16 protein-coding genes and 1 pseudogene are annotated in these 21,670 nt (G+C 72.5%); 13 read left to right on the top strand and 4 right to left on the bottom strand.

Annotated features, from left to right (window positions below; translation table 11 throughout):
• The first annotated feature begins 162 nt into the window (after window positions 1–162).
• The 6 genes from ACFHWU_RS07510 (at window position 163) to ACFHWU_RS07485 (ending at window position 5,670) form a co-directional block, all read left to right on the top strand.
• Window positions 163–894 (top strand): adenosylcobinamide amidohydrolase, encoded by a 732-nt coding sequence (locus ACFHWU_RS07510; protein WP_416552062.1) that lies wholly within the window; start codon window positions 163–165, stop codon window positions 892–894.
• A gap of 76 nt (window positions 895–970) precedes the next feature.
• On the top strand, window positions 971–2,080 hold the full coding sequence (locus ACFHWU_RS07505) for a CapA family protein (protein WP_416552103.1): 1,110 nt from the start codon (window positions 971–973) through the stop codon (window positions 2,078–2,080).
• Window positions 2,081–2,166: 86 nt separating this feature from the next.
• Window positions 2,167–2,958 (top strand): endonuclease III, encoded by a 792-nt coding sequence (gene nth / locus ACFHWU_RS07500; protein WP_416590194.1) that lies wholly within the window; start codon window positions 2,167–2,169, stop codon window positions 2,956–2,958.
• Complete coding sequence (locus tag ACFHWU_RS07495) at window positions 2,955–3,677, top strand: TlpA family protein disulfide reductase (protein WP_416552061.1); 723 nt, start codon at window positions 2,955–2,957, stop codon at window positions 3,675–3,677. Before nth ends, ACFHWU_RS07495 begins: the two co-directional genes overlap by 4 nt.
• Window positions 3,678–3,685: 8 nt before the next feature.
• A complete protein-coding gene (locus tag ACFHWU_RS07490; protein WP_416552101.1) occupies window positions 3,686–4,429 on the top strand; it encodes an NUDIX hydrolase in 744 nt (247 codons plus the stop codon).
• A gap of 62 nt (window positions 4,430–4,491) precedes the next feature.
• On the top strand, window positions 4,492–5,670 hold the full coding sequence (locus ACFHWU_RS07485; RefSeq protein ID WP_416552060.1) for a MarP family serine protease: 1,179 nt from the start codon (window positions 4,492–4,494) through the stop codon (window positions 5,668–5,670).
• On the opposite strand, the gene mycP is transcribed toward ACFHWU_RS07485, so the two are convergent.
• Together mycP and eccCb are read right to left on the bottom strand one after the other, a co-directional pair.
• Window positions 5,591–6,994 (bottom strand): type VII secretion-associated serine protease mycosin, encoded by a 1,404-nt coding sequence (mycP, locus tag ACFHWU_RS07480; RefSeq protein ID WP_416590193.1) that lies wholly within the window; start codon window positions 6,992–6,994, stop codon window positions 5,591–5,593. The two genes, ACFHWU_RS07485 and mycP, sit on opposite strands and share 80 nt — an antisense overlap.
• 39 nt (window positions 6,995–7,033) lie before the next feature.
• On the bottom strand, window positions 7,034–11,095 hold the full coding sequence (eccCb, locus tag ACFHWU_RS07475; RefSeq protein ID WP_416590162.1) for a type VII secretion protein EccCb: 4,062 nt from the start codon (window positions 11,093–11,095) through the stop codon (window positions 7,034–7,036).
• A gap of 103 nt (window positions 11,096–11,198) precedes the next feature.
• Here eccCb and eccD point away from each other — a divergent pair, with 103 nt between their 5' ends.
• On the top strand, window positions 11,199–12,548 hold the full coding sequence (gene eccD / locus ACFHWU_RS07470; RefSeq protein WP_416590161.1) for a type VII secretion integral membrane protein EccD: 1,350 nt from the start codon (window positions 11,199–11,201) through the stop codon (window positions 12,546–12,548).
• Window positions 12,549–12,569: 21 nt separating this feature from the next.
• Here the strand turns inward: eccD and ACFHWU_RS07465 are convergent, their stop codons facing one another.
• On the bottom strand, window positions 12,570–13,076 hold the full coding sequence (locus ACFHWU_RS07465; protein ID WP_123603846.1) for an inorganic diphosphatase: 507 nt from the start codon (window positions 13,074–13,076) through the stop codon (window positions 12,570–12,572).
• Between the two features lie 583 nt (window positions 13,077–13,659).
• Between ACFHWU_RS07465 and dacB the strand changes: the two genes are divergently transcribed.
• From dacB to tilS, 3 genes and pseudogenes are all read left to right on the top strand, one after another.
• On the top strand, window positions 13,660–15,273 hold the full coding sequence (gene dacB / locus ACFHWU_RS07460; protein ID WP_416590160.1) for a D-alanyl-D-alanine carboxypeptidase/D-alanyl-D-alanine-endopeptidase: 1,614 nt from the start codon (window positions 13,660–13,662) through the stop codon (window positions 15,271–15,273).
• 51 nt (window positions 15,274–15,324) lie between these two features.
• Complete coding sequence (locus tag ACFHWU_RS07455; RefSeq protein WP_416590159.1) at window positions 15,325–16,398, top strand: zinc-dependent metalloprotease; 1,074 nt, start codon at window positions 15,325–15,327, stop codon at window positions 16,396–16,398.
• Window positions 16,399–16,405: 7 nt separating this feature from the next.
• A pseudogene (tilS, locus tag ACFHWU_RS07450) lies at window positions 16,406–17,377 on the top strand (tRNA lysidine(34) synthetase TilS); the annotation flags it as partial.
• A gap of 3 nt (window positions 17,378–17,380) precedes the next feature.
• On the opposite strand, the gene ACFHWU_RS07445 reads toward tilS, so the two are convergent.
• A complete protein-coding gene (locus tag ACFHWU_RS07445) occupies window positions 17,381–18,343 on the bottom strand; it encodes a GlxA family transcriptional regulator (protein WP_416552056.1) in 963 nt (320 codons plus the stop codon).
• Between the two features lie 199 nt (window positions 18,344–18,542).
• On the opposite strand from ACFHWU_RS07445, the gene ACFHWU_RS07440 reads away from it, so the two are divergent.
• The 3 genes from ACFHWU_RS07440 (at window position 18,543) to ftsH (ending at window position 21,654) form a co-directional block, all read left to right on the top strand.
• Window positions 18,543–18,671, top strand: coding sequence for a hypothetical protein (locus ACFHWU_RS07440; protein ID WP_416552055.1), 129 nt, complete (start codon window positions 18,543–18,545; stop codon window positions 18,669–18,671).
• Between the two features lie 93 nt (window positions 18,672–18,764).
• Window positions 18,765–19,340 (top strand): hypoxanthine phosphoribosyltransferase, encoded by a 576-nt coding sequence (gene hpt, locus ACFHWU_RS07435; RefSeq protein ID WP_416552054.1) that lies wholly within the window; start codon window positions 18,765–18,767, stop codon window positions 19,338–19,340.
• Between the two features lie 274 nt (window positions 19,341–19,614).
• On the top strand, window positions 19,615–21,654 hold the full coding sequence (gene ftsH, locus ACFHWU_RS07430) for an ATP-dependent zinc metalloprotease FtsH (RefSeq protein ID WP_416552053.1): 2,040 nt from the start codon (window positions 19,615–19,617) through the stop codon (window positions 21,652–21,654).
• Window positions 21,655–21,670: the final 16 nt, after the last annotated feature.

The raw sequence follows: 21,670 nt of genomic DNA, 5'->3' as shown, positions 1-21,670 counted from the left end.
CGCGCAGTCAGTCTAGGTGCACTCCGCCCCTGGCCGGATGCGCACCCTCCGAATCTTGATCCAGGAGCGTAACCCAACAGGGTGGATCCGTCGTTAATATGCGACACCAAGCGCGCCGACCGGTCACCGCCGTGCGGCCGGCGGACGCCGTATCGTCGACCGGTGTCTCCCGACGTCGCCCGACCATGGTTCACCACCCGGACCGAGGACGGTCGGACCCTGCCGTACGCCTGCTGGGCGCTCACCGAGCCGCTACTGGCCATCAGTTCCGCCCCGCTCGGCGGCGGGATCGGGCTGCGCTGGTGGGTGATCAACGCGACCGTGCCGATGTCGTACCACCGTGACGACCCCGACACCCATCTCGTCGATCTGGCCGAGCAGGCGGACCTGCGCGGACCCGGTGTCGGCCTGCTCACCGGGGTGGACGTGCGTCGGATGGTGACCCGCGACGAGGCCGGCGTGCAGGTGTGGGCGACCGTCGGGCTCGGCACCCCGGTGCTGGCCGCCGCACCGAGCGCCGCCGGCCCCGCACCGCCGCTGGCCGGGACGATCAACATCGTGGCGGCGCTTCCGGTACGGCTCGGTGAGGCCGCCCTGGTGAACGCGGTCGCCACCATCACCGAGGCGAAGACCCAGGCGCTGGTCGAGCTCGGATTGCGGGCCACCGGCACGGCGACCGACGCGGTGGTGGTGCTCTGCCCGCCCGACGGGCCGGAGCAGCGGTACGGCGGTCCCCGGTCGACGTGGGGCGCGCGGCTCGCCCGGGTGGCGCACGCGGCGGTACGCGGCGGCACTTCCCGGCATGGTGGCGTGGCGGATTCGCAAAGACGGCAGATCGGACACAGCGACGAACCGGCCGGACGGTTGTCGTCGCCGGGGACCCCCGGCCGGTAGGCTCACGCCAGTGAGTGACGCCCAGCGTGCCGCCCGGGGGCGCCGGCGGCAGGAGCCCGCCGCAGGCCGACCCGTCCTGTCGATCGTCGTGCTGACCGCCGTTCTGCTCGGTGCCGTGCTGGTCGGAGTCGTAGCGCTCGGCGGGATCAACCGGTCCGGATCCGAACCACAGTGGCAGTCGGCCGCGTCGCCGACCGCCGCTACGTCGCCGGAGCCGCAGGAGGTCTCGATGTCGGCTACCGGCGACATCGTGCTCGGCAACGCGCCCAACCGGCTGCCGCCCGACGACGGTGCCGGCTTTTTCGACTCGGTGACCGAGGCCCTCGCCGCCGACCTGGTGATGGGTAACCTGGAGGAGCCGTTGACGGTCGACACCGGCACCGGCAAGTGCGCCCCGGGCGCCGCCCAGTGCCACCAGTTCCGGGCCCCACCCGAGTACGCGGCCCACCTGCGTGACGCCGGGTTCATGCTGCTCAACCAGGCCAACAACCACGGGTACGACTACGGCGAGGCCGGATACCGCAACACCCAGCAGACGCTGGAGGAGCACGGTATGCGGCACACCGGCGCGCTCGACCAGATCACCGTGCTGGACGTCGAGGGGATCAGCGTCGCGGTGGCCGGCTTTTCCTCGTACTCCCCGCCGAACAACAGTCTGATCAACCTGGACGCTGCGGCGGAGGTGGTCCGGCGCGCCGACGAGCAGGCTGACCTGGTCGTCGTGCAGGTCCACATGGGTGCCGAGGGAGCGGAGATGACTCGGGTCACCCCGGGCACCGAGCTGTTCGCCGGAGAGAACCGCGGCGATCCGATGGCCTTCGGGCGGGCGATGATCGACGCCGGGGCTGACCTGATCGTCGGCCACGGCCCGCACGTGCTGCGCGGCATGGAGTTCTACCAGGGCCGGCTGATCGCGTACAGCCTCGGCAACTTCGCCGGTGGCGGCGGCACGTTGAACAACAACGGCCGGCTGGGTTGGGGTGGGGTGCTGAAGGTGACCCTCGACCCGGACGGCGACTGGGTCGACGGTGAGTTCGTCGCCACCTACATGAACGGCGACGGGCTGCCCGTCGTCGACGAGCAACGCCGCGGGCTCGACCTGGTCCGGGAGCTGAGCGGATCGGATTTTGCGCAGACCGGCGCCCAGTTCGACGACGACGGCACCATCTCACCACCGTCTGACTGACCCGCCGACGTAGGCTGGCCGGTGTGACACCGCCAGCCCCCCGTGCCGCGACCGCCCCGGCCGCGGGCACCGGAACCGCAGCCACCGTGCCCGTGGCGGCCCGGGCCGTGCGCACCGAGACCGACCTGGGGCGCAAACGTCGTGCCCGGCGGATGGCGCGACTGCTGGCGCAGATCCATCCGGACGCGCACTGCGAGCTCGACCACGACGGTCCGCTGCAGTTGGCGGTCGCCACCATTCTGTCCGCGCAGTGCACCGACAAGCGGGTCAACGAGGTCACCCCGAAGCTGTTCGCCCGCTACCCGACGGCCGCCGACTACGCCGCCGCCGACCGAGCCGAGCTGGAGGAGCTGATCCGGCCGACCGGCTTCTTCCGCAACAAGGCCGGCTCGCTGATCCGGCTCGGTCAGGCCTTGACCGAGCGGTACGCGGGCGCGGTACCGCGCCGTCTGCCGCAGCTGGTCGAGCTGCCCGGGATCGGCCGCAAGACCGCGAACGTCATCCTCGGTAACGCGTTCGAGGTCCCTGGCATCACCGTCGACACGCACTTTCAACGGCTGGTCCGCCGCTGGGCGTGGACCGATGAGTCCGATCCGGTGAAGATCGAACACGCGGTCGGCGCGTTGATCGAGCGCCGGTACTGGACGATGCTGTCCCACCGGGTGATCTTCCACGGCCGACGGGTCTGCCACGCCCGTAGACCGGCCTGCGGCGCGTGTACGCTCGCCCCGCTCTGCCCGGCGTACGGCACCGGTCCGACCGCTTCCGCCGAGGCGGTGAAGCTGCTCAAGGGCCCCCGCGCGAAGGAGCTGGCCGAGCAGGCCGGAATCCCCGCCGACCTGGTGCCGGAGGCGACCGTCGCCGCAGAGGTGCCATGAGCGCCGGCCGTCCGTCGGGGCCCGGCCGTCAACCCGGACCTCGCCGTCGGCTGGGGCTTGGCCGTCGGCTGGGGCTTGGCCGCTGGCTCGGGCCGGGGTCCTGGTTCGCCGCCGCCCTGGTGCCGTTGCTGCTGGTGGCGTCCGGTTGCACCACCGACCCGGGTGCCGCGGCGGGCGACGCTGCCAAAGCGTCCGGTCCGGTCCCGTTCGCCGACTGCGCCGGCCTGACCGCGCCGCCCGCTGCGGCGGCCGTCGCCGCGCCGCAACCGTCGACCGACGTCGGTACGCCGGGCGGCGGCACCCCGCTGCCCGATGTCAGCCTGGCCTGCTTCGCCGACGGGACGGTCATAGACGTCGCGGCGGTACGCGGACCCGCCGTGATCAACTTCTGGGGCTCCTGGTGCCAGCCCTGCCGGGAGGAGCTGCCGGCGCTGCAACGCCTCGCCGACCGTACCGCCGGGCAGCTGCACCTGATCGGCGTCAACACCTACGACGACCGGGACCCCGCCGTCGCCGTCGCGGAGGATCTGGGGCTGCGGTTCCCGAGCCTGGTCGACCGGGACCGGAAGCTGCTGCTGGCGGTCGAGCGGGTCGGCCTGCCGCTGACCCTGTTCGTCGACGCAGACGGAGAGATCCGGCGGACCTACGAGGGCACCGTCGACGACGCCACGCTCGCCGACCTGGTCGAGCGCGAGTTGGGCCTGACGGTGGTCCCGTGACCGACCCCCTGTCCTCCGAACCGTTGCCGGCCTGGTGGCAGCCGTTGCTCACCCGGGTACGCTCCGCCCGTACCGCCGATTTCACCCGGTTGGCGACCCCGGCCCGGGGTGGTCGGCCGAGCGCGGTGCTGGTCCTGCTCGGCGAGCATCGGCCGGGTGAGCCCGACGTGCTGCTGCTGCAGCGGGCCGCGACCATGCGCAACCACGCCGGGCAGCCCGCGTTCCCGGGTGGCGCGGCCGACCCGGACGACCGGGACGCGCGGGCGACCGCGTTACGGGAGGCCGAGGAGGAGGTCGGGCTGGACCCGGGCAGCGTCACCGTGCTCGCCCAACTGCCCCGGCTGTGGATCCCGGTGAGCGGCTTCGTGGTCACCCCGGTGCTCGGCTGGTGGCATCGGCCACATCCGGTGCACCCCCGACAACCGGAAGAAGTGGCACATGTCACTCGGTTGCCGGTCGATGAGCTGGTGGATCCGGACAACCGACTCCAGGTACGCCACCCGAGCGGCTGGGTGTCACCAGCCTTCCAGGTGCGCGGCATGCTGGTCTGGGGATTCACCGCCGGGGTGCTGTCCGCACTGCTGGACATGGCCGGCTGGGCCGGTGCCTGGCCGACGGGTCGGATCATCGACCTGCCGCCCGAGCCGTCGTCCGGCGGCGATCCGTCGGCCGCCGGTCTGCCCGACACGCTCGGTGATCGGGCCGGCGGCGATGCGGCAACTGTGGACGGCTCCGCCGGCCTGCCGGGCTGACCGCCGGCCGCCACGTCCGTCTGCCGGCCGGGCCGCTCGCCCGGTGCCCGTAGTCTTGACGGGTGTCCGCCGTCGATGTCGTGCTGCTGCTGCTCATGTTGGTATTCGCGATCAGCGGTTACCGCCAGGGATTCCTGATCGGGGTGCTGTCCTTCGCCGGGTTCATCGGCGGCGCACTGGTCGGTCTGCAGCTTGGGCCGCTGCTGGCTGAACAGTTCGTCGACACTGTGGCCCGGGTCGTGGTGTCACTGGTCGCGGTGTTCGGCCTCGCCGTCCTCGGCCAGGCACTGGCCGGCTGGGCCGGCTCCCGGCTGCGGCACGCCATCACCAGCCCGGTGGGGCGCCGGGCCGACGACCTGGGCGGGGCGGCGATCTCGCTGGTGGCGGTGCTGCTCGTGGCCTGGCTGGTCGCGGTGCCGCTGGGCTCCTCCGCGATGCCCGGCCTGGCCGGGGCGGTACGCAACAGCGCCCTGCTCAACGGCATCGACCGGGTGATGCCACCGCAGGCGCAGGCGTTGTCCAACGCGCTGCGGGACACGGTCGACACCCGGGGCTTCCCGAACGTCTTCGGCGGGCTCACCCCGACCCGGGTCCGCGAGGTACCGGCCCCGGACCCGGCGCTGGCCGGTTCCGAGGTGGTGGCGAACGCCCAGCGGTCGGTGGTCAAGGTGCTCGGCTCCGCGCCCCGCTGCTCCCGCCGGATCGAAGGCTCCGGGTTCGTCTACGCCGAGGACCGGGTGATGACCAACGCGCACGTGGTCGCCGGTACGCAGACCGTGGCGGTGGAGGTTCTGGGCGAGCGGCACAACGGCCGAGTGACGGTCTACGACCCGGAGCGCGACCTGGCGGTCATCTACGTGCCGAACCTGCCGGCTCCGGTGATGCCGTTCGCCGACCGTCCGGCCCCGTCCGGTGCCGACGCGATCGTGCTCGGCTTCCCGCTGGACGGGCCGTACGACGCACAGTCCGCCCGGGTCCGCGACGTCGGACCGATCACCGGCCCGAACATCTATGACGACGGTGAGGTCCTCCGCGAGGTCTACACGATCCGCGCGCTGGTCCGGTCCGGCAACTCCGGAGGGCCGCTGGTCGCGGCCAACGGACTCGTCCTCGGGGTGATCTTCGCGGCGGCGGCGGACGACCCGAACACCGGATTCGCGGTCACCGCCGAGGAGGCGTCGGCGGCGGCGGTTCTGGGAGTACGGAGTACCCGCCGGACCGCCACCGGGGAGTGTGCCTGACGTCGCTGCGGGCAGCAGCCGTCGCCATCCGCATCCGCCGGGCCAGCCAGGTGCCGATTACGGCCGTGACCAGCAGCAGCAGCAGACCACTGCTGAGCAGCCCTTGGCCGCCGCCTGCACTGCGCTGTCCGCTGATCGGCCCGATCGCCCACCCGGCACCTTGGTCGCCGGTGTCCTGACCGCCCATCCGGGTCGAGCCGCCGGCCAACGTCGGCGCTGCGGACTCCAGACCGGGAGCCGGGCCGAAGCCGACCACACCCGGGGTCCGGTTGTCGTCGAGCGGATTGCGCGGCACCGCGTCGACCCCGTCGGTCAGCGCGGCTACCGGATCGACCAGGCCGAAGCCGTAGCGGTCGTCCCGGCCCGGCGCGCCCAGATCACGGGCGGTCTCGATGAGCCGGGTGACCACCGTGCCCGCCGACATCTCCGGGAACCGGGAGCGGATCAGTGCTGCGGTCGCGGCCACCAGCGGCGCGGCGAAACTGGTGCCCTGCACCTGCCAGTAGCCGTCAGGTCGGGCGCCGACCAGCCCGGTGGCGGGTGCGGCGAGGACCGTCTCCGGTCCGCTGATCGAACCGGACCACAGTTGTTCGCCGCCCCGGTCCATCCCGGCGACGGCGACGACGCCTGGCTCCCGGGCCGGGTACCAGACCCGCGACGTGCCGTTGGCCGATACGTTGCCGGTGCAGGCGACCACGACGACGTCGCTGGCGAACGCGTAGTCCAGCGCGGCGGCCAGCGCCGGGCTGTCGCCGCTGCCGCCCAGCGACAGGTTGATCACCCGGGCCCCGTTGTCGACCGCCCAGCGGACCGCCTTGGCGACGACCAGCGCGTCGTCGTAGCGGTTCTCCTCGTCGAGCACCCGAACCGGCAGAATCCGGGCGTCCGGGGCGAGTCCGAGCACCCCGTCCTCGTCGTCGTCACGGCCGGCGATCAGCGCGGCGACGGTGGTGCCGTGCCCGACCGGGTCGGACCAGCCGTCACCGTCGTCGACGAAGTCGATCCCGGGTAGTACCTGGCCGGCGAGGTCGATGTGGCTGGCGTCCACCCCGGAGTCGATCACCGCGACGGTGATCCCGGCGCCGGTGGCGTACTGCCAGGCGGTGGTCGCCGACAACTCCCGCAACTGCCACTGTTCGTCCCGGATCGGGTCGTACCGGGTGGGAAGCGCGGCGCTCGCCGCCGCTGCGGAGCCCGTGCCGGTGCGTCCCGGCTCTGGCCCGGGCGGCGCGGCCGGGCCGCTGACGGCGGTCACCAGGACCAGCACCGCCCCGACGAGCCAACGGGCGGCGCTGCGTGGATGGTGCGGCAACGACGTCACAATCTGGCCTTCTCACCCCAGCAGACACTTGCTGCACGGAGGTTACCGCGATTCTGCACTGTCAGAAGCAGTCTTGGGGGAAGCCGATAGCCGGTTCGCGCCACCGGTGGGCCCGGTCGGATCGGCCGCCGGCAGGTACGCCAGTTGCACCAGTCGGATGCCGTCCCGGCGGGTGACCAGCCGACCTCGGCCGGGCGGTAGCGGCGCCGCGCGGACCCCGCCGACAAGTTGTCCCTCGTCGGGGTCGCCGGAGAGCACCAGGCCGGCGGCGGACGACTCGCGCAACTGCTGGACGACGGGCTCGTACAGGGCCCGCCCGGCACCCCCGACGCGGCGGGCGAGCACCAGGTGCAGGCCGACGTCCCTGGCATGCACCAGATACTCCAACAGCGGTTGGATCGGGTTCACCGATCCGGCCGCGACCAGGTCGTAGTCGTCGACCAGGACGAACAACTCGGGCCCGGTCCACCAGGATCGGCCGGCCAACTGCGCGGCGGTGACGTCCGGCCCGGGCAGCCGCCGACGCAGATGATCCGCAGCCGAGTCGATCAGGTCGGTGGTATGCAACGCGTTGCCGCCGTAACCGATCAGGTGGTCGGTGTCCACCGCGCCGAGCAGGCCGCGGCGGTAGTCGACAATGATCAACCGGGCCTGTTCGGGGGCGAACCGACCGGCGACGGTGGTGGCGAGGGCGCGCAGGAAACTCGACTTGCCGGACTCCGCGTCGCCGAACAGCAGCAGGTGCGGATCCGCGGCGAAGTCGATCGACACCGGCCGCAGATCCGACTCGGCCAGCCCGATCGGCAGCCGGAGCCCGGCCGTGCCGGTGCGGTCCAATGCGGCGTACGGCAGCAGGTTCGGTAGCAGCCGGATCGGCGGTGCCGCCGGCCCCGCCCAGCCGTCCGCGAATGCATCGGCCAGGGTGGACACCGAGGCTACGGCGGCGAGGAAGTGCAGGCCGTCGCTGGTGATCCCGCGACCCGGCGACCCCGGTGGCACGTTGGCCGCCGACCGGTGCGACACCAGCGAATCGATCGGGTCGCCGAGTCGCAGCTCCAGTCGGGAGCCGAACAGATCCCGCAGCGCCGGCCGGAAGTCAGCCCAGCGGGGTGCCGAGGCGACCAGATGCACCCCGTACGACAGGCCGCGGGTGGCCAGGTCGGTGATCGACGGTTCCAGGTCGTCGTACTCGCCGCGCAGGGTGGTCCAGCCGTCGACGACCAGAAAGACGTCACCGTACGGGTCGTCCGGCGTACTGCCGGACCCGGTCGCGCGGCGGGCGCGGTACGCGGCCATCGACTCCACCCCGTCCCGGGCGAACCGCCGCTCCCGGCTCGCGAGCAGGTCGGTGACCTCGGCGACGGTACGCCGTACCGTCGCCGGCTCGGCGCGGACCGTCACTTCGCCGACGTGTGGCAGGTCCCGCAGCCCGGCCAACGCCCCGCCGCCGAAGTCAAGGCAGTACACCTGCACTTCGGCCGGGGAACGGCTCAGCGCGAGGGCGCAGATCAATGTCCGGATCAGCTGGGACTTTCCGCTCTGCGGCGCGCCGACCACCGCGACGTGCCCGGCAGCCCCGTCCAGATCCAACCACAAGGGATCCCGGCGCTGCTCGTACGGCTTGTCGATGGCGGCGACGGCCACCCGCAGCCGCCCCGACCGGTCCGGATCGGCCACGGCCGGACCCCGACCGGGCACCAGCCGCACCGGACCGAGCAGGTCGGCCAGCCGGGGTGGCTCGCCCAGCGGCGGCAGCCAGATCCGATGCGCCGGTGGACCGTACCGGGCCAGCCGGTCGATGCTCACCTCGAGCAGGCTGGCGTCGACGCCCGACGGCGCTCCTGCCGGTTCCGGCCGGGTGGCGGCCGTTGGCACCGGGTGTGTCCGGAAGCCGTACAGCCTGGGCGTCGAGCCGGGACCACCGGCCCGGCGCGGGGCCGGTCGGCGGTACGGCCCGGAGACGTAGGCGGCCCGGAACCGGACCGGTGCCCCGGCGCCGTACCGCAGGAAACCGTGGCCCGGCTCGCGGGGCAGGTGGTACGCGTCCGGTACGCCGAGGACCGCCCGCGATTCCAGCGCCGAGAAGGTCCGCAGCCCGATCTGGTACGCCAGATGGGTGTCCAGTCCCCGTAACCGGCCCTCGTCCACTCGTTGTGCGGCGAGCACCAGATGCACCCCCAGGGACCGTCCGACCCGGCCGATCTGCAGGAAGATGTCGATGAAGTCGGGCTTGGCGGTGAGCAGTTCGGTGAACTCGTCGCAGACGATCACCAGTGACGGCAGCGGCGGCAGGGTCTCGTCGGCCGGCTGCGCCCGCAGGTAGTCGTGTCGGCTGGCCAGGTTGCCCGCCCGGCGTAGCAGCTGCTGGCGGCGGACCACCTCACCGTGCAGCGCGTCGGCCATCCGGTCCACCAGCGGTAGCTCCTGCGCCAAGTTGGTGATCACCGCAGCGGTGTGCGGCAATCGATCCAGCGCGGCGAACGTGGCACCACCCTTGAAGTCGATCAGGACGAGGTTCAACGACTCCGGCGGGTGGGTGAGCGCCAACCCGAGGACCAGCGTACGGAGCAGCTCCGACTTGCCGGAGCCGGTGGCGCCGACCACCAGCCCGTGTGGCCCCATGCCATGCAGCGCCGATTCCTTGAGATCGAGCTCGACCGGGTGCCCCTCGGCGGTGACCCCGAACGGGACCCGCAGGTGGCGGTCGACTGACGGGCTGCGGTCCGGTCCGGCCGTCGTCCACCAGCGGGCGCCGGCCCCACCGCTGCCGAAGCCGAGCAGTTGGACCAGGTCCGCCTGGGCGACTGCGGCGGACCGGGCCGGCCCGCTGTTCGTCGCGAGCCGTAACGGGGCAAGCTGCCGGGCGAGGGCCTCCGCTTCGACGACACCCAGCCTGTCGGCCGTCCCGGTATGAGTGGGCCCGGTCGGCTCACGGACGACCAGCCGACCGGACGGTGCGACCGACAGCTCCACGGTGACCCGGTCGAGTATCCGTGGTGCCGGTACGCCCACCAGGACCACGGTGACGCCGTTCCCGCCCCCGTCGATCAGATCGGTCCCGTCGTCCGCACCGGTCCCGCCGGTTGGATCGGCGCCGTCGCACACCACCACGACGTGTGCGGGGGACATCGAGTCCAGCAGCCGGGCCAGCTCCACGGCGCTGCCGGTGACCAACCGCAGCGGGCCGGTGGCGTCGGCGCGCCGCGGATGACCAGCGTGCGGTAGCCACTTGACCCACTCCCACCGGTCGCGACAGTCGGCCGGTGCGTAGACCGCGATGCGCAGGTCGTCCGGGGCGTGCAGGACGGCCAGCTGGGCCAGCACCGCGCGTACCAGCGCGGCCGGCGCCCCGTCCGGGGCATCGTCGCCGGACCCGCTGGCGTCGAGCGCCGGGTCGACTGCCGGCAGCTGCTCGGCGCCGGACCTGTCGGTGCCGTCCGGCCGTCCGACGACGAAGATTCGGGCGACGTCGCGCAGTCCGACCACGATCGGCAACCCAGGTACCAGCGAGTACGAGTCGATGAACCGGTGTAGCGCCGCGGCGGTGAGCGGCTCGATCTCGTCCACCGGCCGGTCGTCGGCCGGCGGCACGAGCGGGGTGGCGAGTGGGCGCGATCCGACCCCGACCCGTACGGTCACGAAATCCCGGTCCTGCGGTCGGCGCTCCCAGACCCGGCTGCTCGCCGCCGTCGACCACAACCGACCGGGCTCCGGGTACCGGTAGTTCAGCGCCGTTCGTTGCCGGTCCACGGTCCCCCGGACCTGGCTGCGCAGGCCGGCCAACTGCCGTAGGTAGCGACGCCGGGCCAGGTCGGTCGCGGACCGCGCGCCGGTGCCAGGTGTGGAGTTCCAACTGGTCGCCAACATGGCCAGCGTCGACACCCCGAACACCGCAGCCATCAGGTACGGGTAGACCCCGCCGTCGCGGCCCGGCAGCACCGCCATCGCCACCGATCCGCCAGCCATCGGCAGCAGGGCCAGCAGGCGTTGCCAGCGGCCGGAGTCCGGATCGGCGACCTGCGGCGGCGGCGGGATGCGGACCTCCCCAGCCGGGATCTCGGGTGCCGGACGACGCTCGAATCTCTTGAGGACGATGCCCGTCATCGCGTCAGCTAACACCTACGTAGAGTGTTCCGCAATGGATCGGCGGTGGATGGCGGTCGCCGGGCCGGCACCGGCCCGGCCGGTGCGGCGTTGAGGAGGGACGATGAACGTGAGCCTGGCCAGGATCACCGTCTGCGGACCGCGCCGCCGACTGGATCTCGCCCTGCCCGGACACGTGCCGGTCGCCGAACTGCTGCCGGAACTGCTGCGACACAACGGGGACGGGCTGGCCGACGACGGTGAACGGCACGGCGGCTGGGTGCTGCGTCGGGCGGACGGGGTACCGGTGTCCGCCGGGCAGGCGCTGCACCAGCAGGGGGTCCGCGACGGTGACGTGCTGCATCTGGTGCCCGGGCGGATCTACTGGCCGGAGCCGGAGTACGACGACGTCGCCGAGGCGATCGCGGCCGCCGCCCGACAGCAGGGCCGGGTCTGGTCGGCCGCGACGACCAGAGGGTACGCGCTCGGCGCGGCCGGCCTGTGGCTCGGCGTGGGATGGCTGGTGCTGGTCGGGGCCGGCACCGCAACGGCCGAGCGGGCATGGGCGGCGGCCCTCGTCGGGGCTGCGGTGCTGGTCGTCGGGGTACTGGCCGGGCGGGTCCGGCGGGACGCGGCGGCCGGCGTCGTGCTCGGGGCCGGCTCGTTGCCGTACGCGTTCGCCGTGGGTCTGCTCGCCGGCGGCGACGGCGGTCCGGTCGGGCTCCGTCCCGACGACTGGCCGACCGCCGCGGCCATGGCGACCGGGTTGCTGGTGCTGCTGGGCGCGGCGATGACCGCTGGGGCCGCAGTGGCCGCCGGCGGGCCGATCTTCGTCGCCGTGGCGACCGTGGCCGGGCTCGGCTCGATGGCGGCCCTCGCCGCGTCGACGGTCACCGGGGCGTCCGGCGCGGCGGCCGGGCTGCTGGTGGTAGTCGGTTGCGGGGTCGGGTTGCTGCCCCGACTCGCCGTCCGGCTCGGCCAGGTGCCGACGGTCGTCGGGACGGGTGACCTGGTGTCGCGTACCGTGGTCCGGGCCGAGCGGCTGCTCACCGGGATGCTGATCGGGTACGCCGCCGCCGGCGTCGCGGCCAGTGTGGTGCTGGTGCAGGTCGGCGGGGTGGTCGGGGTGGCGCTGGTCGGCGTCGTCGGGCTGGCGATGTCGCTGCGCTCGCGGACGTTCGTCAGTACCCGGCAGCGGCTGCCGCTGCTCGTGGCGGGGACAGCGGCCACGACGCTGTGCGTGTTCGGCGTGCTGCCCGCGTACCTACCGGTGTCGACGCCGACGTTGGTCGTAGCTGGGGGCGTGGTCGCGGTGTCCACCGCCGCAGCCGGTGCCCGGTACGCCGGCCGGTCACCGTCGCCGTACCTGAGCCGGGCGGCCGACCTGCTGGAGATCACCGTGCTGATCTGCGTCGTTCCGCTGGCCGGTGCCGTCTTCGGGCTCTACCGGTGGGCGGTCGGGCTGCCCGGCTGAGCAGCCCGACGCCTGATCAGGTCAGTGGGCCGACTCGCCGCGCTCCAAGGCGGCCTCCCGGCGGCGGAACGACGCCTGAATCTCCGCCTCCGCCTCGACCCGGCCGACCCAGGTCGCGCCTTCGACCGACTTGCCCGGCTCCAGGTCCTTGTAGACGACGAAGAAGTGCTGGATTTCCAGCCGGTCGAACTCGCCGAGGTGGTGGATGTCGCGCAGGTGCTCCTGACGGGGGTCCTCGTACGGCACGCAGAGCACCTTGTCGTCGGCGCCCTTCTCGTCCTTCATCCGGAACATGCCGATGGCCCGGCACCGGATGAGGCATCCTGGGAAGGTGGGTTCCGGTACGAGCACCAGGGCGTCCAGCGGGTCGTCGTCCTGCCCGAGGGTGCCCTCGATGAAACCGTAGTCGGCTGGATACTGCGTCGAAGTGAACAGGGTGCGGTCCAGCCGGATCCGGCCGGTCGCATGATCGACCTCATACTTGTTCCGGTGACCCTTGGGGATCTCAACCGTAACGTCGAAATCCATACTCACGCTCCCTCGTCGCCCGCGCTGGCTACGGAAATAGAGCGGTACGCCGTCCGGGCGTTGCCCCGCCCGACCGTTTCGGCTCCCGCTCGCCTTGTGAACACAAGTAGTGTCGCCTAGTCCGTTCGTCAGTTGGGAGGTGGGGCCGGTGGGGAGGGAAGACTCACAGTCCGCTGGAGCCGTCAGTGAACCCGATCGGGCTGGCGGAGCACCCGACCCCGCGTCGCAGAGTAGTGGACCGCCAGCGAAAAGTGACCGAGTGGTCCCGTCGGAGGATTCTGCCGCCGCCCCGGCCGGTGTGCGCAATCCGGATCCAACGGCATCGGGCCGGGCCGCCTCGCCGCCGGCCGCCCCGCCGCCGCCCACCGGTACGGCATCTGTTACGGCGACCCCGCCGGTCACCGGGTCGGCGCCCGTGACCGGCCGGGCCACCGTGCCGACCGCGACCGGCGGCACCGACGCGGCTCCGGCCGACGTCTCGACCGGCGGCCACCGGGGACGCGAGTCAGTGCCCGCTCGTGACACCGCCAGACCGGTACCGCCGGGTGAGCCTGCGCCGGCTGAGTCTGTGCCGGCTGAGTCTGTGCCGGCTGAGTCTGTGCCGGCCGGGCCGGCGCCGTCGGTTGGCCAGTCGTCACCTGACCGGCACCGCCGGGCCCGGTCGCTGATCGCCGCCGTCGCCGGTGCCGTCCTGCTGGCCGGCGGGACCTCGATCGCGGTGCTCCAACCAGGGCCGGTGGCCGGCTGGCTCGGCACCGCCGAGGTGAGCCCTGGCCCGAGCGCGTCCACCGAGCCGACGCCCGGCCCGGTGCTGGCCGGGTTGGCCGCCGACGCCCCGATGCCCACCGCGGCCGGTTTGACCGAGACGCTGGACAAGGCGATCAGCCGCTCCGGCCTCGGTGACCGGGTGCACGTCTCGGTCCGGGACATGACAACCGGCGCGGTCCTGTACGGTCGCGAACCGGCGGTGCTGACCGTGCCTGCGTCGACCACCAAGCTGGTCACCGCGGCGACGGTGCTCGCCGCGGTCGGGCCGACACACCAGATCCCGACCCGGGTGGTCGCGGGAGCCGCGCCCGGCGAGGTGGTGCTGATCGGCGGCGGCGATCCAACCGTGTCGATCGACGACACCGGGTTCTATCCGGGGGCCGCCCGGCTCGATGTGCTGGCCGCCGCCACCCGTACCGCCCTCGGCGACACGGCGCCGACCAAGGTGCTGATCGACAGTTCGCTCTTCTCCGGGCCGGCATTCGGGCCCGGGTGGGACGACGACATCCCGACCGGCGGGTACGCGGCTGCGATCACCGCGCTGATGGTGGACGGTGCCCGGACCGATCCCGCCGCCGCCAAAGGCTGGGCGCCGCGCTCGGCCGCACCGGACCTGGCGGCCGGCCGGGCCTTTGCCCGGGCTCTCGGGCTGCCGATGGACGCGGTAGACACCGCACCGGCCGGCTACACCCGCCAACTCTCCGGCTCGGCGGCGCAGCCCGTGGGCGACGCCGACGCGGTCGTCGGCGCACCGACCTCGTCGGCGACCGGACAGCCGGCTACCGGTCAGCCGGCGACCCCCGGCCGGTCGTCGGGGGCGAACCCCGACCAGCCGACGGAGGCCGGTCCGGGTGCCGAGCTGGCCCGGGTCGAATCGCCGCCGATGGCCCGGCTGGTCGAGATGATGCTCGCCGACAGTGACAACATCCTGGCCGAGGCGCTCGCCCGGCAGGTCGCCATCGCCCGGGGCGAACCCGCGTCGTTCGCCGGGGCGGCGGCCGCGATGGACGCCGTACTGGCCGAACTCGGGTTGCCGGCCGAACAGAGCGACCTGTACGACGGCAGCGGCCTGTCCCGTAGCAACCGGGTGACCCCGGGGCTGCTGACCGAGCTGACCGTGCTCGCCGGCAGCGGCGACCATCCCGCGCTGACCGGGCTGTTCTCCGGTCTGCCGGTCGCCGCCTGGTCCGGCACCCTGCAGGGTCGGTACCAGACGGCGGACGCCCCGCAACGGATCGGCGCCGGCGTGGTGCGGGCCAAGACCGGGTCGTTGTCCGGCATCAACGCGTTGGCCGGCACGGTGACCACCGCTGACGGCCGGTTGCTGGCGTTCGCGGTGCTGGCCGACGAGGTGCCGTTGCTCATCGACGCCGCCCAGGCCGGCTTGGACCGGATCGCCGCGAGCCTGGTCAGGTGCGGTTGCCGTTGACCGGGGCATGATCACCGGGGTCGGCGGGCGTCACCCGGGTACGGTGGGTGCATGGCGCAGTTCGTGGACTGGGATCTGGCCGCCGCAACCGCCGGCGCGCTGAGTAAGTCTGGGCCGAAGGCTTCGCTCGACGAAGCGACCGAGGCGGTAAACGACCTTCGCCGGCTCACCGACGAAGCGGCCGGACACGTCGTGGCGTACACCGGTCTGCAGGCCCAGGTCGCGCACCCGCCGGTGCGGGTGGTCGACCGGCGGGACTGGGCCGTCGCCAACATCGCCGGGCTGCGTGACGTGATCACACCGCTGGTCTCCCGGGCGGCCGGGGACCGACAGCCGGGCGCGCTCACCGACGCGATCGGTTCCCGGGTCACCGGGGTGCAGGCCGGCACGGTGCTCGGCTACCTCTCCGGCCGGGTGCTCGGTCAGTACGAGGTGTTCTCCGGCGATCCCGGCCAGTTGCTGCTGGTCGCCCCGAACATCGTCGAAGTGGAGCGGAAGCTGCACGCCGATCCGCGCGACTTCCGACTCTGGGTCTGCCTGCACGAGGTCACCCATCGCACCCAGTTCACCGCCGTGCCGTGGATGCGCGGCCACTTCCTGGGCCAGGTTCAGGCGTTCGTCGACGCCTCACAGGCCGGGGGCGACAACTTCGTCGACCGGGTCCGGCGCGGGGTCGGCACCCTCGCCGAGTCGATCCGCGACCCGCAGAGCCGGGCCAGCGTGCTGGACATCGTGCAGACCCCCGCGCAGCGTGCCGTACTCGACCGGCTGACCGCGCTGATGACCCTGCTGGAAGGGCATGCCGAGTTCGTCATGGACGGGGTCGGGCCGGAGATCATTCCAACCGTGGAGCAGATCCGGGCCAGCTTCAACCGCCGCCGCGAGGCCGGTAACCCGTTGGAGAAGGCGATCCGCCGGCTGCTCGGCGTGGACGTCAAGATGCGCCAGTACGCCGAGGGCCGCAAGTTCGTGCACGGTGTGGTGGACCGGGTCGGCATGGCCGGCTTCAACAAGGTCTTCGACTCCCCGTTGACCCTGCCCCGGCTGGAGGAGTTGGGCGATCCGGACGCCTGGGTGGCCCGGGTGCACGGCCCGATCTCCGGTTCACCGCCGACCGTCGCCTGAGTCGCAGGTGCCCAGGCTCGCTCCAGCAGTCGCCGAGCTGCGTGTCGCGGTCCGGCAGGTGCTGCGCGAGCACGCCGGCCGGCTGGTGCTGGTGGCCTGCTCCGGCGGCCCGGACTCGTTGGCCCTGGCGGCCACGGTCGCGTTCGTCGCCCCCCGCTGCGGGGTCTGCGCCGGACTGGTGACCGTTGACCACGGATTGCAGGCGGGCTCCGCCGAGCGGGCCCGGGACGTGGCCGGCTGGGCGGCCCGGGCCGGGTTCGACCCGGTCGAGACCGTCGCCGTCGAGGTCGGTGCCGAAGGTGGCCCGGAGGCGGCGGCGCGGGCCGCCCGCTACGCCGCGCTGACCCGGGCTGCCCGCCGGCACCGGGCGGCCGCGGTGCTGCTCGGCCACACCCGCGACGACCAGGCGGAGACGGTGCTGCTGGCGCTGGCCCGGGGCGCCGGTCCGGCCGGCCTGTCCGGGATGCCGACGGCGCGCCAGGTCGACGGCGTGCCGGTGCTGCGTCCGCTGCTGGACGTGGGTCGGGAGCAGACCCGGGCGGCGTGCGTGGCGCTCGGCCTCACCCCGTGGACCGACCCGCACAACTCCGACCCGGCGTACACCCGGGCCCGGGTCCGGGCCGACGTGCTGCCGGCCCTGGTCGACGCGCTCGGCGCTGCGGTGGTGACGAACCTGGCGCGCACCGCCACGCTGGTAGCCGCCGACAACGCGGCGCTCGACGGGCTGGCCGACGCCGCGTCGGCCCAAGCCGTCACACCCGGTGGTGGGCTGACGGTACCGGTCCTGGCCGAGCTGCCGGACGCGGTGCGGACCCGGGTGCTGCACCGCTGGGCGCTGCGGCTTGGCGCGCCGGCCGGGGCTCTGGCGTACCGGCATGTCACCGCCCTCGACTCGCTGGTCATGCGGTGGCGTGGGCAGCGGGCGGTGCACCTGCCGGGTGGTATCGAGGTGCGCCGGGCCGGCGGTGAACTGTTGGCCGGCTCAGCCGACGGCGGCCCGGTCGCGAAACGTGCCACGGTACGCCTGGGGCGTGGCACCGACCCGCCGGCCGAAGTGGTGCCGGAGGGTCGCAGCGTCACCGAAGCCGCACCGTCGGGCCACCGTCTCCACCCCCAGGCTGGTCTCCTCCAGTAGCTGGCGGGCCAGCAGCACCCGCTGGCCGGTGAGCCAGTCGTGCGGCGTGGTGCCGGTCTCGGCGCGGAAACGGCGGGCGAAGGTACGCGGCGCCATGTGTGCCCGGGCAGCCAGTTCATCCACGCTGATCGTGGCGTCCAGGTGCTCCTGCATCCAGACCAGTACTGGTTCCAGCGTGGCCGCTGTCGGGCTGTCCGCGATCGGCGTCTCGATGAACTGGGCCTGCCCGCCGTCGCGGTGCGGCGGCACCACCATCCGGCGGGCCAGTCTGGTCGCCAGGGCGGAGCCGTGCTCCTGGCGGACCAGGTGCAGGCATGCGTCGATCCCGGCGGCCGTGCCGGCGCTGGTCAGCACGTTGCCGTCGGCCACGTACAGCGAGTTGCACCGGACCCGGGCGGTCGGGTGGCGGCGGGCCAGCTCGTCGGCGTACCGCCAGTGGGTGGTGCATTCGCGGCCGTCGAGCAGGCCGGCGGCGCCGAGCACGAACGCGCCGGAGCAGACGCTGAGCAGGGTGGCGCCGCGGCGGTCGGCGGCGCGCAACGCGTCGACCACCGGTGCGGCGACGGCGTCGTGGAAGCTGGCCGCGGGCACGGCGACCAGGTCGGCGTCGGCGACCGGCCGCAGATCGGCGGTGGGTAGCAGCGAGAAGCCGGAGCTGGTGCGGACCGGGCCGCCGTCGACCGTGCAGACGTCGAAGCGGTACCCAGGGAAGCCGTCCGCGGTGCGGTCCAGCCCGAAGACCTCGCAGACCACCCCGAGCTCGAACGGGGCGACGCCGTCGAGCGCGATCACCGCGACGGTACGGAGCATGCGACGAGTCTAGTTCACCGGTGGCAGGATTTCGATGAACAGTGGCATCTCTGCCGCTGTTCGCTCCGTAGGTCGGCGCGCAGACTGATATCGACGTCCGGTGCGCACCGGCGGCACACCCGTCCAGGACCAGGGTGAACACACCCATCGGGGCCAGGGTGAACCTCCCGTCAGGACCAGCGTGAAGGTGGCTGCCGCCATGGAACTACTCATCGTCGTATCGATCATCCTGCTGCTCGCCGCCGCCTCGGCGTTCGGGCTCACCCGGGACAGCCGTGACTCGGCCGACTGGCGGCCGAGCCGAGACGGGGACCGCCTGCCCCGGTGACCATCGGCTGGACCCACGGTCACCCATCGGTGCCACGTGGTCATCCGCCGGCCCCGGTGTCGGCCGGCCGGGCGGATGCGGCAGGCTTAGCGCATGGCTGACGGCTCCTGGTACGACGCCGACATCGACCACGTGATCATTTCCGAGGAACAGATCCGCGACAAGACCGCGGAACTCGCCAAGCAGATCGCCACCGACTACGCCGACGTGACGGGTGGGCTGCTGCTGGTCTGCGTCCTCAAGGGCGCGGTCATGTTCATGGCCGACTTCGCCCGCGAGCTCGGCCGGCAGGGCCCTCCCGTCGAGTTGGAGTTCATGGCCGTCTCCTCCTACGGGCAGGGCACCACCTCCTCCGGCGTGGTCCGCATCCTCAAGGACCTGGAGCGGGACATCGTCGGTCGGCATGTGGTGGTGGTCGAGGACATCATCGACTCCGGCCTCACCCTGTCCTGGCTGCTGAAGTACCTGGCGTCCAGGTCGGCGGCGAGCGTGGAGGTGGTCGCGCTGTTCCGCAAGCCGGAGGCGGTCAAGGTGCAGGTCCCGGTGCGGTACGTCGGCTTCGACATCCCCACCGAATTCGTGGTCGGCTACGGCCTGGACTTCGCCGAGCGGTACCGCGAGCTGCCCTACGTCGGAGTACTCAAGCCCGAGGTGTACGCCCGTCGCTGACCGCCGCTGGTGTGTCAGCCGTCGGGAAACTCCCCGGGACGTCCAGGCCACTCCCAGGAAACAGCGCTACGGTATGCGGTGGCGCGGGTCAGCTGAACGCGCCGACGTGGGACCAGCGGACGGAGCGCGGGTCGACCGGGCTCGCGGACGCGCACCTCGTCACCACGGTGTACCTTCGAATGACCGTGGCGCTCGGTTGGCGCCCCGGAGTGGCTAACCAGACGGTCAGAACGTCGATCAGGAGGGTCCGGGCGCTGCGGCGCTCGACATACGTATGGAACGTACGCGTTTCTTCCGCCGGCCGGTGGTCTGGATCATCCTGGTGATCATCGGTGCGATAGCGCTCAGCTCGTTCTTCACCAACGGCCCCAGCTACCACAAGGTGGACACCTCGGTGGCGCTGGAGCGGCTGGAGCGGGGCGGCATCGACAAGGCGATATTCCAGGACCGGGAGCAGACACTCCGGCTAGACCTCGCCGAGCCGGAAGAGTTCGGCGACACCGAGACCGACCGGATCGAGGCCCAGTTCCCGTACGAGGTCGGCGACGAGATCTGGACCGACGTGCTGGCCGCCAAGGAGGCCGGCCGGGTCACCGGCCCGGCCGAGGCCGAGGTCTCCTCGGACAGCATCTTCATCACCCTGCTGGTCAACCTGCTGCCGATCGCCATCCTGGTGATCCTGCTGCTGCTGTTCATGTCGCAGATGCAGGGCGGCGGGTCCCGGGTGCTCAACTTCGGCAAGTCCAAGGCGAAGGTGATCACCAAGGACACCCCGAAGACCACCTTCGCCGACGTGGCCGGCTCCGAGGAGGCCGTCGAGGAGCTGCAGGAGATCAAGGACTTCCTCCAGAACCCGGCGAAGTACCAGGCCCTCGGCGCCAAGATCCCCAAGGGCGTACTGCTGTTCGGCCCGCCCGGCACCGGCAAGACCCTGCTTGCCCGGGCGGTGGCCGGCGAGGCCGGTGTGCCGTTCTACTCGATCTCCGGATCCGACTTCGTCGAGATGTTCGTCGGTGTCGGTGCCAGCCGGGTCCGTGACCTGTTCGAGCAGGCCAAGGCGAACGCCCCGGCGATCGTCTTCGTCGACGAGATCGACGCGGTCGGCCGGCACCGTGGTGCCGGCATGGGCGGCGGCCACGACGAGCGAGAGCAGACCCTCAACCAGTTGCTGGTCGAGATGGACGGCTTCGACACCAAGGGCGGCGTGATCCTGATCGCCGCCACCAACCGGCCCGACATCCTCGACCCGGCGCTGCTGCGCCCCGGCCGGTTCGACCGGCAGATCCCGGTCGACGCCCCGGACATGGAGGGCCGCAAGGCGATCCTGCGGGTGCACGCCCGAGGCAAGCCGTTCGCCCCGGACGTCGACCTGGACGCGGTGGCCCGGCGCACCCCCGGATTCAGCGGTGCCGACCTGGCCAACGTGATCAACGAGGCGGCGCTGCTGACCGCCCGGCAGGACGCCCGGGCGATCACCAACGAGGCCCTGGAGGAGTCGATCGACCGGGTGGTCGCCGGCCCGCAGCGGCGGACCCGGGTGATGGGCGACAAGGAGAAGAAGATCACCGCCTACCACGAGGGCGGTCACGCCCTGGTGGCCTGGGCCCTGCCACACGCCGCCCCGGTGCACAAGGTGACCATCCTGTCCCGGGGGCGGTCGCTGGGCCACACCCTGGTGTTGCCGACCGAGGACAAGTACACCCAGACCCGCGCCGAGATGATCGACACTCTGGCGTACGCCCTCGGTGGCCGGGCCGCCGAGGAGCTGGTCTTCCACGAGCCCACCACCGGTGCCGGCAACGACATCGAGAAGGCCAGCGCGCTGGCCCGGGCCATGGTCACCCAGTACGGCATGAGCGCCAAACTCGGCGCCGTCAAGTACGGCACCAACGGCGACGAGCCCTTCCTCGGCCGGACCATGGGCCACGAGCGGGACTACTCGGACTCGATCGCCGCCGAGATCGACAGCGAGGTCCGCGCCCTCATCGAGCTGGCCCACGACGAGGCCTGGGAGATTCTGGTCGAGTACCGCGACGTGCTCGACACCATGGTGCTGGAGCTGATGGAGAAGGAAACCATCTCCCAGTCCGACATGGCCCGGATCTGCGAGCGAGTGGTCAAGCGGCCACCGATGGCACCCTTCAACGGCTTCGGCAAGCGGCAACCGTCCACCGAGCCGCCGGTGCTGACCCCGGCCGAGAAGGAGGACCTCGGCCGGCAGGCGGTCGCCGACGGGGCACAGGCCGTCTTCGGCGGCGGCATGTCCGCGAACTCGGACGGCGGCATGTCCGCGAACTCGGACGGCACCTCCTGAGCAGCCCGAACCTACC

It is taken from the genome of Micromonospora sp. LOL_015 (genome assembly GCF_048060275.1).
In the GTDB taxonomy this organism is placed as follows: Bacteria; Actinomycetota; Actinomycetes; order Mycobacteriales; family Micromonosporaceae; genus Micromonospora_E.
Note: the sequence above shows the minus strand (reverse complement) of the source record. Positions and strands in the feature narration are given on the sequence as shown.